Annotated in this window: 17 protein-coding genes and 1 pseudogene; 11 read left to right on the top strand and 7 right to left on the bottom strand. The window is 68.3% G+C overall.

Features of this window, described 5'->3' with window-relative positions:
- The first annotated feature begins 16 nt into the window (after window positions 1-16).
- From FV217_RS13940 to FV217_RS13915, 6 genes are all read left to right on the top strand, one after another.
- On the top strand, window positions 17-1456 hold the full coding sequence (locus FV217_RS13940; protein ID WP_147817779.1) for a circularly permuted type 2 ATP-grasp protein: 1440 nt from the start codon (window positions 17-19) through the stop codon (window positions 1454-1456).
- Between the two features lie 191 nt (window positions 1457-1647).
- On the top strand, window positions 1648-2592 hold the full coding sequence (locus FV217_RS13935) for an alpha-E domain-containing protein (RefSeq protein ID WP_147078114.1): 945 nt from the start codon (window positions 1648-1650) through the stop codon (window positions 2590-2592).
- A gap of 55 nt (window positions 2593-2647) precedes the next feature.
- Entirely contained in the window at window positions 2648-3511 is an 864-nt protein-coding gene (locus FV217_RS13930) for a transglutaminase family protein (protein WP_147817778.1), read from the top strand.
- Window positions 3512-3636: 125 nt separating this feature from the next.
- Window positions 3637-4389: a peptidase gene (locus FV217_RS13925; protein WP_147817777.1), complete on the top strand. Its 753-nt coding sequence runs from the start codon at window positions 3637-3639 to the stop codon at window positions 4387-4389.
- A 79-nt stretch (window positions 4390-4468) separates the two neighbouring features.
- Window positions 4469-5074, top strand: a complete 606-nt coding sequence (locus FV217_RS13920) for a sulfite oxidase-like oxidoreductase (protein WP_147817776.1) — start codon at window positions 4469-4471, stop codon at window positions 5072-5074.
- Between the two features lie 18 nt (window positions 5075-5092).
- Complete coding sequence (locus FV217_RS13915) at window positions 5093-5797, top strand: ferredoxin reductase (protein ID WP_147817796.1); 705 nt, start codon at window positions 5093-5095, stop codon at window positions 5795-5797.
- 5 nt (window positions 5798-5802) lie between these two features.
- Here the strand turns inward: FV217_RS13915 and FV217_RS13910 are convergent, their stop codons facing one another.
- Window positions 5803-6897 carry an NAD(P)/FAD-dependent oxidoreductase gene (locus FV217_RS13910; RefSeq protein WP_147817775.1) on the bottom strand — a complete coding sequence of 365 codons (1095 nt, stop codon included), beginning with the start codon at window positions 6895-6897 and terminating at the stop codon, window positions 5803-5805.
- Between the two features lie 457 nt (window positions 6898-7354).
- On the opposite strand from FV217_RS13910, the gene FV217_RS13905 reads away from it, so the two are divergent.
- Complete coding sequence (locus tag FV217_RS13905; RefSeq protein WP_147817774.1) at window positions 7355-9076, top strand: DEAD/DEAH box helicase; 1722 nt, start codon at window positions 7355-7357, stop codon at window positions 9074-9076.
- 653 nt (window positions 9077-9729) lie between these two features.
- Here the strand turns inward: FV217_RS13905 and FV217_RS13900 are convergent.
- The gene (locus FV217_RS13900) at window positions 9730-10632 is read right to left on the bottom strand and encodes a hypothetical protein (RefSeq protein ID WP_147817773.1); all 903 of its coding nucleotides are present in this window, start codon (window positions 10630-10632) and stop codon (window positions 9730-9732) included.
- Window positions 10633-10961: 329 nt separating this feature from the next.
- On the opposite strand from FV217_RS13900, the gene FV217_RS23680 reads away from it, so the two are divergent.
- Genes FV217_RS23680 through FV217_RS13890 form a run of 3 tightly spaced genes read left to right on the top strand, consistent with a single transcriptional unit; the run spans window position 10962 to window position 13280 of the window.
- Window positions 10962-11096 (top strand): hypothetical protein, encoded by a 135-nt coding sequence (locus FV217_RS23680; protein WP_281407168.1) that lies wholly within the window; start codon window positions 10962-10964, stop codon window positions 11094-11096.
- Between the two features lie 11 nt (window positions 11097-11107).
- Complete coding sequence (locus FV217_RS13895) at window positions 11108-12589, top strand: ATP-binding protein (RefSeq protein WP_246682784.1); 1482 nt, start codon at window positions 11108-11110, stop codon at window positions 12587-12589.
- Window positions 12590-12602: 13 nt separating this feature from the next.
- Window positions 12603-13280 carry a response regulator transcription factor gene (locus FV217_RS13890; RefSeq protein ID WP_147817772.1) on the top strand — a complete coding sequence of 226 codons (678 nt, stop codon included), beginning with the start codon at window positions 12603-12605 and terminating at the stop codon, window positions 13278-13280.
- A 46-nt stretch (window positions 13281-13326) separates the two neighbouring features.
- Here the strand turns inward: FV217_RS13890 and ruvB are convergent, their stop codons facing one another.
- Window positions 13327-14388, bottom strand: coding sequence for a Holliday junction branch migration DNA helicase RuvB (gene ruvB, locus FV217_RS13885; protein WP_187272555.1), 1062 nt, complete (start codon window positions 14386-14388; stop codon window positions 13327-13329).
- Window positions 14389-14592: 204 nt separating this feature from the next.
- Here ruvB and FV217_RS13880 point away from each other — a divergent pair, with 204 nt between their 5' ends.
- The gene (locus FV217_RS13880; protein WP_147817771.1) at window positions 14593-15177 is read left to right on the top strand and encodes a Uma2 family endonuclease; all 585 of its coding nucleotides are present in this window, start codon (window positions 14593-14595) and stop codon (window positions 15175-15177) included.
- A gap of 51 nt (window positions 15178-15228) precedes the next feature.
- On the opposite strand, the gene bfr is transcribed toward FV217_RS13880, so the two are convergent.
- The 4 genes and pseudogenes from bfr to FV217_RS13860 all read right to left on the bottom strand — a co-directional run.
- On the bottom strand, window positions 15229-15726 hold the full coding sequence (gene bfr, locus FV217_RS13875; RefSeq protein ID WP_147817770.1) for a bacterioferritin: 498 nt from the start codon (window positions 15724-15726) through the stop codon (window positions 15229-15231).
- 50 nt (window positions 15727-15776) lie between these two features.
- A complete protein-coding gene (locus FV217_RS23445; protein WP_147817769.1) occupies window positions 15777-16052 on the bottom strand; it encodes a (2Fe-2S)-binding protein in 276 nt (91 codons plus the stop codon).
- Between the two features lie 239 nt (window positions 16053-16291).
- Window positions 16292-17155, bottom strand: a complete 864-nt coding sequence (locus FV217_RS13865; protein WP_147817768.1) for a universal stress protein — start codon at window positions 17153-17155, stop codon at window positions 16292-16294.
- A 132-nt stretch (window positions 17156-17287) separates the two neighbouring features.
- Window positions 17288-17618, bottom strand: a pseudogene (locus FV217_RS13860) (acyltransferase family protein); the annotation flags it as partial.

Below are 17618 nucleotides of genomic sequence, written 5' to 3'. Positions count from 1 at the left end.
CTGAGGGGAGACTTAGATGGCGCTGGCGAAAGCCTTCGACGAGATGACCGGGCCGGGCGATGCGCTCGCGGGGGCCGCCGTGCGCGACGCCTACGACGCCCTCAAGTCCTGGCTCGACACCACGCCGCCGGAGCATTTCAACACGCGCCGCAGCCAGGCCGAGATGCTGTTCCGGCGCATCGGCATCACCTTCGCCGTCTACGGCTCGAGCGATTCCACCGAACGGCTGATCCCCTTCGACATCATCCCGCGGGTGCTGACCAAGCCCGAATGGAGCTTCCTGGAGCGTGGGCTGAAGCAGCGCGTCACCGCGCTCAACATGTTCCTGAACGACATCTACGGTGCGGAGGAGTGCATCAAGGCGGGCGTGATCCCGGCCGACCTCGTCTACCGCAACCAGCACTACCAGATGGAGATGCGCTCCTTCCGGGTGCCGCACGACCTCTACGTCCACATCGCCGGGATCGACATCGTCCGCACCGGCGAGAACGACTTTTTTGTTCTGGAAGACAACGCCAGGACGCCGTCCGGCGTCTCCTACATGCTGGAGAACCGCGAGGTCATGCTCCGGCTGTTCCCGGAGCTGTTCTCGCGCCACCGCGTCGCACCGGTCGAGAACTATCCGGACGAGCTTCTGGCGACGCTCCGCAGCCTCGCCCCGCAATCGGCCACGCGCGATCCCACCGTCGTGCTGCTCACCCCCGGACGCTACAACTCGGCCTTCTACGAGCATTCCTTCCTGGCCGACAAACTCGGCGTCGAACTGGTGGAGGCGACCGACCTCTTCACCAAGGACGACGTCGTCTACATGCGCACCACCGAGGGGCCGCGCCGGGTCGACGTGATCTATCGCCGGCTCGACGACGACTTCATCGATCCGCTGGTGTTCCGCCCCGATAGCGTGCTCGGTGTGCCGGGGCTGATGAACGCCTACGAGCGCGGCAACGTCACGTTGTCGAACGCGGTCGGCACCGGCATCGCCGACGACAAGGCGGTCTACAGCTACATGCCGGAAATCGTGAAGTTCTTCACCGGCGAGGAGCCGATCCTTCACAACGTGCCGACCTATCGCTGCCGCGAGAAGGAGGCGTTCTCCTACGTCATGGACAACCTCAAGGACCTCGTGGTGAAGGAGGTCAACGGCTCGGGCGGCTACGGCATGCTCGTCGGCCCGCACGCCACGCGGCGCGAGATCGAGGAGTTCGGGCGCCGGCTGAAGCACGCCCCCGACGGCTTCATCGCCCAGCCGACGCTCTCGCTCTCGACCTGCCCGACCTTCGTCGCCTCCGGCGTCGCCCCGCGCCACGTCGACCTGCGGCCCTTCGTGCTCGCCGGCGCCGACGAGATCCGCATCGTGCCCGGCGGTTTGACGCGCGTCGCGCTCAAGGAGGGTTCGCTCGTGGTGAATTCCAGCCAGGGCGGCGGCACCAAGGACACCTGGGTGCTCGACGCTTGAGCAGCCCGCGGCCTTTTCGGGCGCCCAGCCGCCGAGCGCGCAGTTCTCATGCGCGAATAGCCGGCGAGTGCACATTTTGCGAGCAGGCGTGCGTCGCAGAGGTGGCGATCCCCGCCGTCTCTTGCGATGACGCCACGCTCTTCCCCTTCGACGCCGGCCCGTTTCGGCCGGAAGCGACCGTGATCTGAGCCATGCTGTCCCGTACCGCCGACAACCTCTACTGGCTTTCGCGCTATGCCGAGCGCGCCGACTTCGTCGCGCGCATCCTCGACGCCGCGCACCGTCTCGCCGCGCTGCCGTCGAGTTACGGCGGGCGCGAGTCGAACGAGTGGGCCTCGGCGCTGGCTTCCACCGGCGACGCCGACGAGTTCAAGAAGCACTACGATGCGGTCAACGAACACACGGTCTGCGACTTTCTCGCCTTCTCGCGCCATAATCCGTCCTCGATCCGCTCCTGCATCGAGACGGCCCGCGAGAACGCCCGGTCGATCCGCACGGCGCTCACCACCGAGATGTGGGACGCGATCAACGGGGCGTGGCTCGAGCTTCGCAACTACGAGGGCCGCGATCTCACGCGGGACGAGTTTTCGCATTTCCTCGACTGGGTGAAGCAGGTCTCGCTGGCCTTCGACGGCTCGGCCTACCGGACCATGCTGAGGAACGACGGCTATTGGTTCACGCGGCTCGGTACCGCGATCGAGCGGGCCGACAACACCGCCCGCATCCTCGACGTGAAGTACCAGATCCTGTTGCCAGCCTCGGAACGGATCGGCGGCAGCCTCGACTACTTCCAGTGGACCACGATCCTGCGCGAGGTCTCGGCCTTCAACGCCTATCACTGGGTCTATCGCGAGAGCATCAAGCCACTGCTGGTCGCGGATTTGCTCATCCTGAATAGACAGATGCCGCGCTCGCTCACCAACTGCCTCGGCATGCTGGTGGAACATCTCGACTTGATCGCCGATTCCTACGGTCGTCGCGGCGAGAGCCAGCGGCTCGCTAGCAACCTGCGCGCCCACCTCCTCGGTGCGGATATCGACCGGATCTTCGCCTCCGGCCTGCACGAGTTCATCGAGCACTTCATCGGCGAGAACAACAAGCTCGGGGCCGCGATCAGCGAGCAGTATCTGGTGTAGATTCGTTCGCGATTCGTCTCTCGCTTTTCCTTATCGACGCATCCGGGACCAAGGCATGCGCATCCGCGTCCTCCACGACACGATCTACACCTATGAGCAGCCTGCCCGTGGCCTGATCCAGGTGTTGCGGCTGACCCCACGCGACCATGACGGCCAGCACGTGCGCGAATGGCGCATCGAACCGTCGGTCGACGGCCGGCTGACCGCCCGCGAGGATGGCTTCGGCAACATCGTCCACTGGTTCACCGCCGACGACGCGGCCGAGGCCCTGACCGTGCGCGTCACCGGCGAGGTCGAGACCTTCGACACCAGCGGCATCGTGCGTGGCGGTGTCGAACGGCTACCCGAACCGTTCTACCTGCGCGATACGTCGCTCACCCTGCCGAGCGCCGAAATCCAGGCCTTCGCGGGCAAGGCCACCGCGGGCGGCGACCAGTCGAGGCTGTCGGTCCTGCATCGGCTGCTCGAAGCGGTGCACGAGCGCATCGAATTCGAGCCGGGGCCGACCAGTGCCAGCACGACGGCCATGGAATCCTTCGAGGTCGGCAAGGGCGTTTGCCAGGACCTCGCGCATATCTTCATCGCGGCGGCGCGCCACCTGGAAATTCCGACCCGCTACGTCTCCGGCTACTTCCTCCATGACGACGACGGCGAGGATCCGAGCGCAGGCCATGCCTGGGCCGAGGCACTGCTGCCCGATCTCGGTTGGATCGGCTTCGATGCGGCCAACGGCGTCTCGGCGACCGAGGCGCATGTGCGTGTCGCGATCGGCCTCGACTATCTCGGAGCGGCCCCGATCCGTGGCAGCCGCGTCGGCGGCGGTACCGAAAAGCTGGAGGTGCGGCTGAAGGTCGACGAGCCTCAGCGGGGCCAGAGCCAGACGCAGAGCCAAGGCACGCAGAGACAGTCGCAGGGCTGAGGGGCAGGGCCGGATCGGCCCTCCACACCGCTTGAAACGGCACATTGCGAAAGATCGCCTTGCGTCGCGGCGGCACGACATGCGAACGGGACGCCCGCTTACCCCGTGACGAGGTCTCTCTCGCGATGACTTACTGCGTCGGAGTCCTGGTCGAGGACGGTCTCCTCATGATCGCCGATACCCGCACCAATGCGGGCCTCGACGACATCTCGACCTACCGCAAGCTTCATCTGTTCAATGCGCCGGGCGAGCGGGTGATCATGCTCGCCTCGGCCGGCAACCTGTCCGTGACGCAGACCGTCGTGAGCATGTTGCGTGAGGGCGTCGACGACATCGAGGGCGAGGAGCCGGAGAAGCTCGCCGACGCGCCGACCATGTTCAAGGCGGCTCAGCTCGTCGGCCGTGCGATCCGGCAGGTCCGCAAGATCGAGCATGACGGCTTCGAGCAGGCCAAGATCCGCTTCGAGGTGTCGTTCCTTCTCGGCGGCCAGATCGGCACCGACGAGATGCGGCTGTTCATGGTCTACTCGGCCGGCAACTTCATCGAGTGCGGGCACGACTCACCCTTCCTGCAGATCGGCGAGCACAAATACGGCAAGCCGATCCTCGACCGGGCCGTGACGGCGAAGCTCGATCTCTACGACGCCCTGAAGGTCGCGCTGGTCTCGATGGATTCGACCATGCGGTCGAATCTCGGCGTCGGCCTGCCGATCGACATCGCCGTGGTGCGCCGCGACGCCCTGACGCTCGAAGTCGACCACCGGATCGAAGCCGGCGAGCCCTACTTTCACGATCTTCGCGAGCGCTGGTCGGCGGCGTTGCGCGCAGCGCACCGCGCGATCCCGCGCCCGCCCTACGGACCGGCTGCCGTCAAATAGCCGGCGGCCTTTGATCTCCGACGGGCGAGGGCGCATACCGGTCGCAACGGATGCAACCGGGATCGGGAGGGCGGGACGGATGGTGACACGGGGCTTTTCGGGCCGCCCGCCGGCGGCCGAGATCGCCGAGCGCCTGCCGCCGGGCCAGTACCTCACCGACGACTTTCCGGTCCTGCAGCTCGGCCCGACTCCGCGGGTCACCGAGGAGACCTGGAGCTTCACCCTTCGCGACGGTCCCAAGCCCCTCAAGCGCTGGACCTGGAGCGAGTTCGCCAAGCTGCCGCGTACGCGCTGGAAGGGCGACATCCATTGCGTCACCAAGTGGTCGAAGTTCGACACCGCCTGGGCCGGCGTGAGCGTCGACGACATTCTGAGCGATGCCGGCGTCACTGCGCCCACCGCCTTCACCCTGTTCGAGGGCTTCGACGACTACACCACCAACGTTCCGTTCGCCGATCTCACCGGTGGCAAGGCCATTGTCGCGACCTCCTATGAGGGCAAGCCGATCCCGCCCGATCACGGCGGCCCGGCGCGCCTCCTCGTGCCGCACCTCTATTTCTGGAAAAGCCCGAAATGGGTGAAGGGCCTGCGCTTCACCAGGAAGGACGAAGGCGGTTTCTGGGAGCTGCGCGGCTATCACATGTACGGCGACCCCTGGCGCGAGCAGCGCTTCACCGGAGATTGACGCGTGGCCGCCGAGAAGATGCCCTGGCGGACCGCCCGGATCGGCGCGATCGCGCCGGTGACGCCGCGGGTGAAGAGTTTTCGGTTCGAGGGGCTGGAGGGCCGGCACCGTGCCGGCCAGCACGTCGAGGTGCGGCTCACCGCGCCGGACGGCTACAGCGCGCAGCGCAGCTACTCCATCGCCTCAGCACCCGGCGACGCCGCCGGCCTCGAACTCATGATCGAGGGGCTGGAGGAGGGCGAGGTCTCGAGCTACTTCGCCGGCATCGCGGAGGTCGGCGACGAAGTCGAGCTGCGCGGGCCGATCGGCGGATCGTTCGTCTGGTCGCCGGAGGACGAGGGCCCCGTGCTGCTCATCGGCGGCGGTTCCGGCGTGGTTCCGCTGCTCTCAATGCTGCGGGCACGTTTCTCGGCCCGCAGCGAGACCCCGATGCTGCTGATCTATTCAGTGCGCAACGCCGCCGAAGCGATCGCCCGTGAGGAATTGCAGATACGGGCGCGCGACGAGCCGGGCTTCGATCTCACGCTCCTCACCACCCGCGAAGGTGCCACCGCCGGGCGCCGGGTCGACCGGGTCATGATCGAGACCGCACTCGACCACGTCGGCAAGCCGCGCCACGTTTTCGTGTGCGGCAGCAATGGTTTCGTCGGATCGGTGTCGGATCTGCTGGTGGATGCCAGCGTGAAGCCGTCGATCATCCGGACGGAGCGGTTCGGCGGCTGAGGTCTTCAGCCTTCCAATCGCCGAGCCACATCCTCCGCCAGCGACAACGCCGAAGTCAGCCCCGGGCTCTCGATCCCGAAGAGCTGGACCAGCCCGGGCATGCGATGCTCGGCCGGCCCGTCGACGAGAAAATCCGCGGCCGGCTCGCCCGGGCCGCTGAGCTTGGGACGGATGCCGGCGTAGTCCGGCGTCAGGCGCCCGTCGGGCAGCGCAGGCCAATAGCGCCGGATCGCCGCCTCGAACATCGCGGCCATCTCGGGCTCGACCGCATAATCTGGCGTCTCGACCCAGGCGACGTCGGGACCGAAGCGCACGCGGCCGGCAAGATCGAGGGTGAGGTGGATGCCGAGCCCGCCCTCGACCGGGGCCGGATAGATCAGCCGGGTGAAGGCGGGCTTGCCGGTGCAGCCGAAGTAGCGGCCCTTGGCCAGCACCTGCCGCGGCACGCGCTCGGGCGGATAGCCTTCGATCCCGTGCGCCACGGACTGCGCGCCGAGTCCGGCCGCGTTGACGATCGCGTCGACGTCGAGGGTCCCGGGGCTGTCTCCGCCGAAGCGGACCCGCCAGCTGCCGCCCTCCCGGCGTGCCGATTCGATCGGTGTGCGCAGGGCGAGTGCGCCGCCGGCATCCTCGACCGCGCCGAGCAGCGACAGCATCAGGGCGTGGCTGTCGACGATGCCGGTGGCCGGCGATTCCAGCGCGGCGACACAGGCGAGGTTCGGCTCGAGGCGCCGGGCCTCGCCGGCCTCCAGCAGCCTCAGGCCCTCGACGCCATTGGCGAGGCCCCTGGCATGGATCGCCTCGATCCCCGCGCGCTCCTCCTCGGAGACCGCGACGATCAGCTTGCCGCAGGCGCGGTGCGGCACGCCGTGGCGCTCGCAGAAATCGTAGAGCAGCCGGCGTCCTTCGACGCAGTGGCGGGCGCGCAGGGAGCCGGTCGGATAGTACATCCCGCCATGGATCACCTCGGAACTGCGCGAGGACACGCCGGTGCCGAAGGCCCCCTCGGACTCGGCCACGATCACCCCGTGCCCGCGCAGGGCCAGCGCCCGCCCGATGGCGAGACCGACGACGCCTGCACCGACGACGAGCGTGTCCATGGTTCTAGATTCGCATCATGTTCGTCCGCGCAAAGCGGGACCCTTCGCGGAACGATGCGGGATCACGGGGCGAGGATCAACGGGCCCAGCGGCTCGGCGAGGGCCGGTCGGCAAGCCAGCCCTGGATAGCCACGGTGAACACCGCGACGCTCGCCCGGACGAGCACCATGCGCAGCGCCAATCCCATCCGTTCCCCCGTTCCGTCAGACGAGGAGTGACGCCCCCGGCGCGACGAGCCGACAACGCCTGCGCGCAGTCATCCGGCGGCGTCGCCGCGCCGGAGCGTTCCGCACCGCACGAGCGCCATGCGTTGCAGGGCGTGGCGTTTGCACGCGCTTGCGGGTACGAAGCCCTCTTGCTTCTCGTTCGAGACCGGCTCGCGGCCGGAGGAACGCCGACGCGACCCGCGCCGTGTTCCCCCACGATCCCGCCCCCCGCTCTCCAAGGTCGATTGCCCGTGCCGTTTCCGACGCTTCCAGCCCCGCTTGCGCGGACGCTTGCCGCACGTGGCTACGAGGAGCCGACGCCGGTCCAGGAGGCCGTGCTCGATGCCGCCTCGCAGGGGCGCGACCTCCTCGTCTCGGCGCAGACCGGTTCCGGCAAGACCGTCGCCTTCGGCATCGCCGTGGCCGAGCGCCTGCTTACCGAGGAGGGCACGCTGCCGCCCCCCGGCGCCCCGCTCGCGCTGGTGATCGCGCCGACGCGCGAATTGGCGCTTCAGGTCGAGCGTGAGATCACCTGGCTCTACGCTGAGACCGGTGCCCGCGTCGTCTCCTGCGTCGGCGGCATGGATCCGCGCCGCGAGGCCCGTGCGCTCGATGCCGGCGTCCACATCGTCGTCGGCACGCCGGGGCGCCTGCGCGACCATATCGAGCGCGGCCGTCTGAAGACCGAGACGCTCGAAGCCGTCGTGCTTGACGAGGCCGACGAGATGCTCGATCTCGGTTTTCGCGACGACTTGGAGTTCATCCTGTCCTCGGCGCCGACCACGCGCCGCACGCTGCTGTTCTCCGCGACGCTGCCGAAGCTCATCACGGCTCTGGCCGAGCGCTACCAGCGCGATGCGCTCCGCCTCGCGGTGGCCGGTGCCTCGCGCGGCCACGCCGACATCTCCTACCGTGCCGTGCGCGTGCTGCCGCGCGAGATCGAGCACGCCGTCGTCAACATCCTGCGCTACGTCGATGCGCCCACCGCCATCGTGTTCTGCAATACCCGCGAGGGCGTGCGGCACCTTCAGGCCTCGTTGATCGAGCGTGGCTTCACTGCCGTCGCGCTCTCTGGCGAACTCGGCCAGGGCGAGCGCAACGCGGCACTCCAGGCGCTGCGCGATGGCCGGGCGCGCACCTGCGTCGCCACCGACGTCGCCGCCCGCGGCATCGATCTTCCCGGCCTCGACCTCGTCATCCACGCCGACCTGCCGCACGACGCCGAAGTGATGCAGCATCGCAGCGGCCGCACCGGCCGTGCGGGCCGCAAGGGCACCAGCGTGCTCCTCGTCCCGGCCTCGCGCCGCCGCCGCGCCGAGCAGATGTTGCAGCTCGCCGGGGTGAACTTCGAGTGGAGCGGTCCGCCCACCGCCGAGGAGGTTCGCGCGCTCGACCGCGACCGCATGCTCGACGACCCCTCCTTCGCCGAAGAGCCGAACGAGGAAGACCGCGAGTGGGCGGATGCCCTGCTCGCCAAGCTCCCGCCGGAGAAGCTGGCCGCGGCCCTGGCGCGCGCCTACCGCGCCCGCATCCCGGCCCCCGAGGATGTCAGCGACCCGAATTTCTCCACCGATTCCCGGCAGAGCCAGCGCAAGGCGACCCAGGGCGAGCGCGGCACCGTGCCGGTCGGCGCCCCGCGCGTCGGTGACGACGGCCCGTCGGTCTGGTTCCGGCTAAACATCGGCCGCCGTGATTCCGCAGATCCGCGACGCCTCCTGCCGATGCTCTCGCGTCGCGGCGGCATCGGGCGCGGTGACATCGGTGCGATCCGGATCTTCGATCGCGAAACCAAGTTCGAAATCCGCGCCGCCGCGGCCGCCGACTTCGCGGCCGCCTTCGCCGAGCGCGGACCGCCGGACGTCGCGATCGAGATGCTGGCCGGGGAGGGCGTCGCGCCGCCGAAGCAGCACAGCCCCCGCGCCGCCAAGCACCGCCGCGAAGTCGGCAAGCCGCCGAAGCGCCAGCGGGGCTGACCGGCCCTCGGACGGACCTACCGCATGATCGGACCTGCGCCGACCATCCGGTAGCGGGCCGATCCAGGGCTTTGTCGCATCGCCAAGTTCAGGCTGACGCCGTGCTCGGCGCAGGTCCAGCAGAGCCCAGCTACCGGTAGCCCTTACGTCTGACGCCTTTGCTTCCCGCCGCACGCGCAGCGCGCGCATCGACCTAGGCCAACCGTCGGCGGCTTCGAGAATCGAAGCCCGCGGTGCTTCGATGTTATACGGTTTACGATTGATTGCTTCGGCGGTGCGCGTTCCCCTCTCCCCGCAAGCGGGGCGAGGGGATGCGCGCAACCCGAACGGATCAACCGGAAATGGTATGATACGCCGCTGCCCCGACGAGGCGCCGGTCGGCGAGCCTCCGGCCGCCACGACGCCGGCCCCTCGGGGCGCAACCGGATTCCTGCGCGTAGTCGCCTTCGGCGCGGCGACCGGCGGCGTCACGGCGGGAGCGGGAACCAACCGACTGTTCGGAATACGCAAACAGGGTGTCCGGGATCGTGCCGTTTGGCGATCGCGTCACGCCGGCCGGGCGACAGCCCGCGTGGCGGACCTGGAAACCGTAAGGTCGCCAGGCGCCCAAGCCGTATCAAACCACGGCCAGCCCTCAGGTACGGGAAACGGTATCAATCGTCCTTGCCGTCGCCGCCGAAGAGGCCGCCGATCGCCTTGACGCCGGCGCGGAACTGACGGGCGCCGGGGATGTCGGATTCGTCCGAGGCCGCGCTCTTGGGAGAGGATGCGGCAGCTGCCGGCTCCGGATCGGAGGCATAGGCGACCGTCTTGCTCGTCGGAGCTTTCCGCGCAGCCGTCTTTTGCACGGGCGGCTTGGCGGCAACGGGTTTGCGGGCGGGCTGAGCGGAAGCGGTTGCCGTCGATGTCGGCTCCTTCAACGGCTCGCGGGCCTCGCTCGGCGCCACCGATGCGACGGCGTTCGCCTGAACCGGCTTCGCCTTGACGGTCTCGGTGCGGGCTGGAGCGATCGTCGCTACGGTGCGGGCCGGTGCGGCGACGGTCGCGACCGTGCGCGTCTCCGGCAGTGTTGCCGCGTTCTGGATCGGCGGCGGGGTTTGGCCGGTGCGCAGGGCCGGAACCTGCGGCTCGCTGACGGCAGCCTGTACGACCGGGGCGGGTTTAGCGACCGGAGCAGGCTCGGCAATCGGTGTCGAGACGGCGGCGTGCTCGACGGGAGCCGGCTGCGCTGCCGCCGGCTCGCTAACGATGGGCCGTGGAAGCTTGAGGGTGGCGGCCTTCGGGGGCGCAATCGCGTCGCCGTTGACCAGCGCCGGCATGCCGTCCTTCAGGTCGGGCATGGAGGCCGCAGCCTGCATCGGGCGTGCGGTGCGGGCACGAGGATCGGCCAGCGTCGAGAAGAACGAAAAGGCGCCGACGGAGAAGGCGAGCAGCCCCGCCCCCCCGAGACCGCCGATCAGCACCGTACGGGTCGGAAGCCGAAGTCGCGGCTTCGCCGTCGGCTGCGTGGTGGAGGTCCCGTGACGGACCTCGGACGGATCGATGTTCACCGCCATCTGGTCGGACTCTCGAACGTTGTACGATGGCAACGACCCGACCCCGACATTGCGGCTACAAGATGACTGGAATCGTCGAGGCAGTCGTCGCGCCTCGGGATTCACAGAGAAACTGATATAGATTGGTGCGATTAACGAAGGGTCACCGATCAGCACTTGGGTCGCATCGGGATGCGAACGAATGAGATTCTTCGCGGCGACTCCCGGTCCCCCGCTCGACTCTGCGTATCGTCAGGAAACGCGGACGCGTGGGACGGCACTCTGGCTGGTGATGCACGACCTCGTGTTTTCCTTAAGAGAATCATCAGTGCATCCGGCCGACCCGCAACATGGACTTCGCCGAAGCGATCGGCGAGGTTGCGACCCAAGTCGAAACAGCAAAGATTAAAGTCGCTTATCCGATGGCCGGTTGCCGAAATATCCCGTTCTACCGGGCGGCGCAGACACATGCGGCGGTGGTCTGAGCATTTCGCCGATGACCATGATGCCGAAGACGACGCAGTTCGACAGCCCCCCCATCGCGCGGGCCGGGACTTCCGGCCGCGCCTCGATCTGGGCTGCCCTCCCGACGCGCACGCGCCTGATCCTCGTGGTGATCTTCATCGATCTGATCGCGGCGATCGTCTCCTGCGGCGTGATGGTGCTGAATGCCCGCTCCGCCGTGAAGGTGGAGATGAACGCGACCCGTGCGACCGTCGAGCCTCGGGTTGCCGACACCATCCGCATGGCCCGTAGTCCGACGCCGGAGAGCCTGCTCCACACCCTCGACCTGCGCTTCCAGACCCTTCGCCACGTCCGCGTCGCGGTGTTCGATGCCAGCGGTGCGCGCACCGGCTCCGTGCTGTCGGACGGCCGGCGCGACCGGCACGTCGCCCCGGCCTGGTTCGTCGCGCTGATCGCACCGCCGCCCGAGCAGCACGAGTTGCCGATCGTCGCCAACGGCGAGCGGATCGGCAAGGCGGTCATCACCGAGGAGCCGCTCGACGAGATCGACGAAGTCTGGGGCTACGCCGTATCCCTGTCGCTGGCAGGCCTGCTGCTCAACTTCGCGGTCCTGGTCGCCCTCGCCATCGCCTTCGGGCGCGTGCTGCGCCCCCTCGAACGCCTCGCCGACGGACTGACCCAGCTCGAGCGTCACGATTACACCGCCCATCTCGATCCGCCGGCCTCCCGCGAACTCGCGGTGATCGCCGAGCGCTTCAACAGCGTCGCTGGTGCGCTCGGCGAGGCGCGCGCAGCCAACGGCCGCCTCAACCGGCAACTCCTCACGGCGCAGGACGACGAGGGCCGGCGTATCGCGCTGGAACTCCACGACGAGTTCGGCCCCTGCCTGTTCGCTTTGGAGGCCAACGCCGCCTCGGTCGCGCGCATCGCGGAAGGGACGAATGCGCCCGATCGCGCCAAGCTCGCGGCGCGGGCCGCCGACATCGGCGGCATCGTCGGCCAGGTCCAGGCCCGCAACCGCGAACTGCTCAACCGGCTGCGCCCGCATGCACTCGGCCAGGTGCCGCTCGCCGAATGCCTCAACCTGCTGCTGGCCGATTTCGGACGGCGCCATCCCAATACGCGGTTCTCGGGCAGTTTCGACGGGCTGGCGCGGACCTACGGCGATCTCGTCGATCTCACCGTGTTTCGCTGCATCCAGGAAAGCATGATCAACGCCGTCCGGCACGGCAGCGCGACCGATGTCCGCGCCGAGGCGCGCGAGAGGCGCGAGCCGGATGGTTCGGATCGGATGCTCCAGGTCAGCGTGCGCGACGACGGCGTCGGACTTCCGCCCGATCACGGCACCGGCCTCGGTCTGTCGGGCATGCGCGAGCGCGTCGAGGCCCTCGACGGCGTGTTCGAACTTGACAACGCCGCTCCCGGGGCAGTTGTGCGGATCGCGATCCCCATCGACCCCGAGAGAGGCGAGGAGGCACGGTCCGCCGATCCGCCATCCCCGCCCTCGTCCTGAACGCTCCCTGACCATGAACGCCCAGACCAGACCCGACCCCACCCGAAGCCGCGCCGTGCTTCCGGTGCTCGTCATCGACGACCATCCCATCGTCCTGCAAGGCTGCCGTCGCGTGCTGGAGGATGCCGGCATCGAGACCGTCGTCGAGGCCACCGGCGTGGTCGCCGGCTACCGTGCCTTCTTCCGCCTTCGGCCGCCGGTGGTGATCTGCGACCTGACCTTTCAGGGCAGCGGCCTCGCCGGCCTCGGTTTGATCCGGCGGATGCGGGCCGTCGAGCCGGCGACGCGCATCTTGGTCTTCTCGATGCACAACGACCCCGTCATCGTCTCGCGGGCGCTGGAGGCGGGGGCGCTGGGCTACGTGCTGAAGGATCACGCCTCGAACGAGCTGTTCCAGGCCTTCGAGCAGGTGCGCAAGGGCGACGTCTATCTTGACCGCCGGCTGGCCACCGAGGTTGCGATGCTGCGCGCCGATCCGCGCCGCACGCCCGAGACGCAGTTGACGCCGCGCGAGCAACAGATCCTGGCGCGGCTGGCGCAGGGCAAGTCCTACGGCACGATCGCGTCCGAACTGTCGGTCAGCTACAAGACCGTCACCAATGCCTGCTCCCAGATGCGCCAGAAGCTCGGCGTGCGCACCCTGGCCGAGCTGATCCACGTGGCGGTGACGCAGGCACAGCGTCAGGGCTGATCGTTTTCGGCGGATCCGTCGCGCGGGATCGCATGCGAGCGGCGCTTCAGGTTCCGCCGCCGTCCTCTCCCGCGAAGAACCCGAACTGCGTGCCGGGATCGCGCCGCGGTTCGGCTAGACCGATATGGCGGAAGGCGTGGGCGGTCAGCACACGCCCGCGCGGCGTGCGCTGCACGAAACCCTTCTGGATCAGGTAGGGCTCGATGATGTCCTCGATCGCGTCGCGCGGCTCGGACAGCGCGGCTGCGATGGTCTCGATCCCCACGGGGCCGCCGCCGAACGAGGTGGCGATCATCGTCAGGTACTTGCGGTCCATCACGTCGAGCCCGGCCGGGTCGACATCGAGGAGCTGGAGCGCCCGGTCGGCGACGGCGCGGCTGACGCTGCCCGATTCCGCGACCACGGCGAAGTCGCGCACCCGGCGCAGCAGCCGGCCGGCGATGCGCGGCGTACCGCGCGCCCGCTTGGCGATCTCGTTGGCGCCCTCCGCCGACATCGGCAGGCCGAGCACCCGTGCGCCGCGGGCGACGATCAGCTCCAGCTCGTCGATGTCGTAGAATTCGAGCCGGATCGGAATCCCGAAGCGGTCGCGCAGCGGCGTGGTCAGCAGGCCTGCGCGGGTGGTGGCGCCGACGAGGGTGAATTTCGGCAGTTCGATCTTGACCGAACGGGCCGCCGGGCCCTCGCCGATGATCAGGTCGAGCTGGTAATCCTCCATCGCCGGATAGAGAATCTCTTCCACCGCCGGGTTGAGCCGGTGGATCTCGTCGATGAAGAGGACGTCGTTCTCTTCGAGATTGGTGAGCTGCGCCGCGAGGTCGCCGGCCTTGGCGATAACTGGGCCGGAGGTCGAGCGAAAATTCACGCCGAGTTCGCGCGCCACGATCTGCGCCAGCGTCGTCTTGCCGAGGCCCGGGGGCCCGACGAAGAGCACGTGGTCGAGGGCGTCCTTGCGCGCCTTCGCCGAGTCGATCGCGAGCTTGAGCTGCGCCCGGCCTGCCCGCTGGCCGATGAACTCGGACAGGCTCAGGGGCCGGATCGACTGGTCGGCATCGTCCGGCCGCTTCTCGGGCGTCAGGAGCGGGTTCGGCGTCGGATCGATCTGGATCTCCTCCAGCGGAGGCCCGGATGCCCGACGGGGAGGGGACCTGCGCTTGCTCAACGGAACTCGCTCGGAGATTTTTCGGGTGCTGCCGCAGCGATTGAAACGCGAAGGGGCCGGGGCGCGGGCGTTGCCCGATGTCGCATACCGGGACCGATCGCGCTATACTTCGCGACGACGGCCACCGGTCGCCACGGACGAGGCCCGACCATGGGCTACCGACATCGCGAATTCGACCAGCTTGCCCTCGACGACTTCGAGGAGCTTTTTGCCGATAAGCCGCGCGACGAACGCTGGGAACTGATCGGCGGTCGCTTGGTGTGCGTGCCGGCCGGCACGCGTTGGGAGCATGCGCGGATTGTGCGGAACATCGCGGATGGGCTGGACAACGGGTTTGCGGCGTCCGGGTCGCCCTGCCAGAGCTTCACGGAAACCTTCTACCTGAAGAGCCGGCAACTCGACGTGGCGATGCTGCCCGATGTGATGGTCGTCGATGGCGATCTCGAGCCGGGCGCGACCTCGGTCGACGATCCGCTCGTGCTATTCGAGGTTTTCTCGCCCGGCACCGAAGCGCGCGACAGGGTCGAGAAGTGGCATCTCTACCAGCAGCTCGAATCGCTGCAGCATTACGTCCTGGTCTCTCGGGACCGTCCGCACCTCGAAGCTTTCGATCGGATCGATGGCGTCTGGAGCCGGTGGCGACCGCTCGAAGGTCTCGATGCGGTCCTGACGCTTCCTGCTCTCGGCGCCTCTCTGTCTCTCGCCGAAATCTATCGGCGGGTCATCTCCGTTTGAGCGCGGGGCCGACGGCGCTTCGCGACGCGCAGCCGGCCCTCGCACGTTAAGTCAGCCTTCCTCGGGCGGGACCTGTTCCAGGCCGCCGACATGCTTCTGCGCGTAGAGCGGCAGGCCGATCTGGCCGATCAGGTCGAGCTGGGTCTCGAGGAAGTCGATATGGCCCTCCTCGTCGGTCGCCAGGGCCTCGAACAGGATCTTGGTCACGCGGTCGTTGATCGAGTCGCAGTACTGCGCGGCTTCCAGGTAGAGCGCGCGCGCCTCGGTCTCGGCGGCGAGATCGCACTCGATGATCTCCTGGACGTTCTGGCCGATCCGCAGCGGATCGAGTTCCTGGAGATTGGGGAAGCCGTCGAGAAACAGGATCCGGTCGACGAAGCGATCGGCGTGCTGCATTTCCTCGATCGATTCCTTTCGCCAGAACTTGGCGAGGTCGACGTAGCCCCAATCGTTGAGCATGCGGAAATGGAGCCAGTACTGGCTCACCGCGGTCAGCTCGCTGCGCAGGCCCCGGTTGAGATACTCGATGACCTTGGCATCGCCCTTCATTCGCTGCTCTCCTCTTGTGTCCGAGGGCCGTAGCGAACCGACGATGCGTCCTAGGCTGCGACCTCTTCGAGGTCTTCTGTAGTTTGGAATTGTACCAAACTGCAAGGGGTAGCGCAGCTGGTCGCGCATGAGGCATGCGCATCGCCGCCGGCTTCCATCAGGGCGTTCTGCATGATGGAGCGGATGGTGCGGGCGCAGCGCCCGCATTTCGCGCTGCATCCGAGGCAGGCATAGACCTGGGCCGGGGTCCGCGGACAACCGGGGCCCGGCGTGATGCAGCCGCGGACCTGGCCGTCCGAAAGGATGTTGCAGGAACAGACGATCATGCGTGCAGTCGCGGACTCGTCGGGGTGGGAGCGGAGTGGGGGCGCCCTTCGAAAAGCACCATTCCATCGCCTTCGCGCGATTTCATGACGGTTTTCGGCCGACGTCTCATGGAGCAACCGCAGTTTAGAATTATTAAAAACTTTAGCCTTATCAGCAGTTTAGAGTGCGAATGACCCGTTTGCAATGGCGGGGCGGTACCGATCCGAGGGCGCAGCCGGCGCGTGTGTGACCCCGCACCTCAATGGGCCATCAGCACGGGAATGGCGGCGTGCGAGAGGATGTGGCTCGTCGGACCTCCGAAGATCATCTGGCGCAGGCGGCTCTGGGTGTAGGCCCCCTTGATGAGCAGGTCGCAGCCGAAGGTCGCCGCCTCGTCGAGATAGACTTCTCCGGGCGTGCGCCGGCCTGCGGGCAATGCCTTGTGGAACGCCTCGATGCCCTCGCAGGCGAGCGCCCGCGCCACGTCCTCGGCGCTTGGTCCCGGCACCATGCCGCCGTCGGCGCTGAGCACCAGGATGCGGCGGGCGCGGCGCAGGAACGGCATGGCGAAAGCCACGGCGCGCGCGGTCTCGGTGGAGCCGTTCCAGGCGACGACGATCGCCTCGCCGAGCGAGGAGGGCGGCTTCGGCGGGGCCAGCAGGATCGGGCGGCCGCTCTCGAACAGCGCCGTCTCGACGGTGGTCATGCGCGGCGACGATTCCTCCGAGCCGGGCCGGCCGACGATGGTCGCCGCGAAGAGCCGGGCGTACTGGCCGAGGAAGGCGTCGCCCGGTGGCACGTCCGGCCGCCAGCGGAAGCGCGGGCCGGCGCTCATCGCGGCCTCCGGCGCACAGGTGCCGACGGCGTCGCGGCGCGGCAGGCCGGCAGCCTCCATAAAGGCGATGAAACGGTCGCCTGCGGCCTCGGCTTCGGCCCGGTCGGCCTCCTCGTCGCGCAGCCATGTCATGCCGCCGACCATGTCGACGGGCACGTATTCCGCGAGCGCCGGGCGCAGCGAGACGCCTTCGATCAGGCTGCCGAAGCGTTGGGCGACGAGCAGCGCCGTCTCGAACACCGAGGGCAGGGCTTCGTGCAGGGCGACCGGAACCAGCAGAGTCTTCACGACGCAGGACCCTCCATAGAGCGCTGTCCGACGCGGCGGATGCCGGTTGGTCGGAAAGCGCCTCGCAACACGGATCTGGAACCGCCGGCCGGATGCAATCCGGTCGGTCACGGTTCCAGGACCGGGGCGAGGCTAGATCCGTTTCGGCTCGGCGGAAACGTGAGGGCCGGCCTCCTCAAGAGTTTTCTGGTCGCCCGGCCGCTCATGATGGCCGGGGTCGAGCAATCTGCGTGCCCTTCGCGTCAGCGGCCGCTCGACCACGCGATAGACGACGAGCGATACGACAACCGCCAGTCCGACCATGAATACGAGGCTGCCCCAGGCCCCGAGATGCTGTGCGAGCCCGGCGCGCAGGATCGCCTCGCGCGTCGCGCGCAGCACGAAGGGGTGGACGAGGTAGAGCGCGTAGGAGGCGTCGCCGAGCGCGGCCGCCGCGCGGACCGGGAGGGACGGCGCGCCGTCC

The organism is Methylobacterium sp. WL9, assembly GCF_008040035.1.
Classification (GTDB): domain Bacteria; phylum Pseudomonadota; class Alphaproteobacteria; order Rhizobiales; family Beijerinckiaceae; genus Methylobacterium; species Methylobacterium thuringiense.
The sequence above is the reverse complement of the archived record's forward strand: the minus strand, read 5'-3'. Positions and strand labels throughout refer to the sequence as shown.

Bases quoted from the DNA above. Each gene is read 5' to 3' on its own strand.
- FV217_RS13940 (WP_147817779.1), top strand. From the start codon at position 17: ATGGCGCTGGCGAAAGCCTTCGACGAGATGACCGGGCCGGGCGATGCG.
- FV217_RS13935 (WP_147078114.1), top strand. From the start codon at position 1,648: ATGCTGTCCCGTACCGCCGACAACCTCTACTGGCTTTCGCGCTATGCC.
- FV217_RS13930 (WP_147817778.1), top strand. From the start codon at position 2,648: ATGCGCATCCGCGTCCTCCACGACACGATCTACACCTATGAGCAGCCT.
- FV217_RS13925 (WP_147817777.1), top strand. From the start codon at position 3,637: ATGACTTACTGCGTCGGAGTCCTGGTCGAGGACGGTCTCCTCATGATC.
- FV217_RS13920 (WP_147817776.1), top strand. From the start codon at position 4,469: ATGGTGACACGGGGCTTTTCGGGCCGCCCGCCGGCGGCCGAGATCGCC.
- FV217_RS13915 (WP_147817796.1), top strand. From the start codon at position 5,093: ATGCCCTGGCGGACCGCCCGGATCGGCGCGATCGCGCCGGTGACGCCG.
- FV217_RS13910 (WP_147817775.1), bottom strand. From the start codon at position 6,897: ATGGACACGCTCGTCGTCGGTGCAGGCGTCGTCGGTCTCGCCATCGGG.
- FV217_RS13900 (WP_147817773.1), bottom strand. From the start codon at position 10,632: ATGGCGGTGAACATCGATCCGTCCGAGGTCCGTCACGGGACCTCCACC.
- FV217_RS23680 (WP_281407168.1), top strand. From the start codon at position 10,962: ATGGACTTCGCCGAAGCGATCGGCGAGGTTGCGACCCAAGTCGAAACA.
- FV217_RS13895 (WP_246682784.1), top strand. From the start codon at position 11,108: ATGACCATGATGCCGAAGACGACGCAGTTCGACAGCCCCCCCATCGCG.
- FV217_RS13890 (WP_147817772.1), top strand. From the start codon at position 12,603: ATGAACGCCCAGACCAGACCCGACCCCACCCGAAGCCGCGCCGTGCTT.
- FV217_RS13880 (WP_147817771.1), top strand. From the start codon at position 14,593: ATGGGCTACCGACATCGCGAATTCGACCAGCTTGCCCTCGACGACTTC.
- bfr (WP_147817770.1), bottom strand. From the start codon at position 15,726: ATGAAGGGCGATGCCAAGGTCATCGAGTATCTCAACCGGGGCCTGCGC.
- FV217_RS23445 (WP_147817769.1), bottom strand. From the start codon at position 16,052: ATGATCGTCTGTTCCTGCAACATCCTTTCGGACGGCCAGGTCCGCGGC.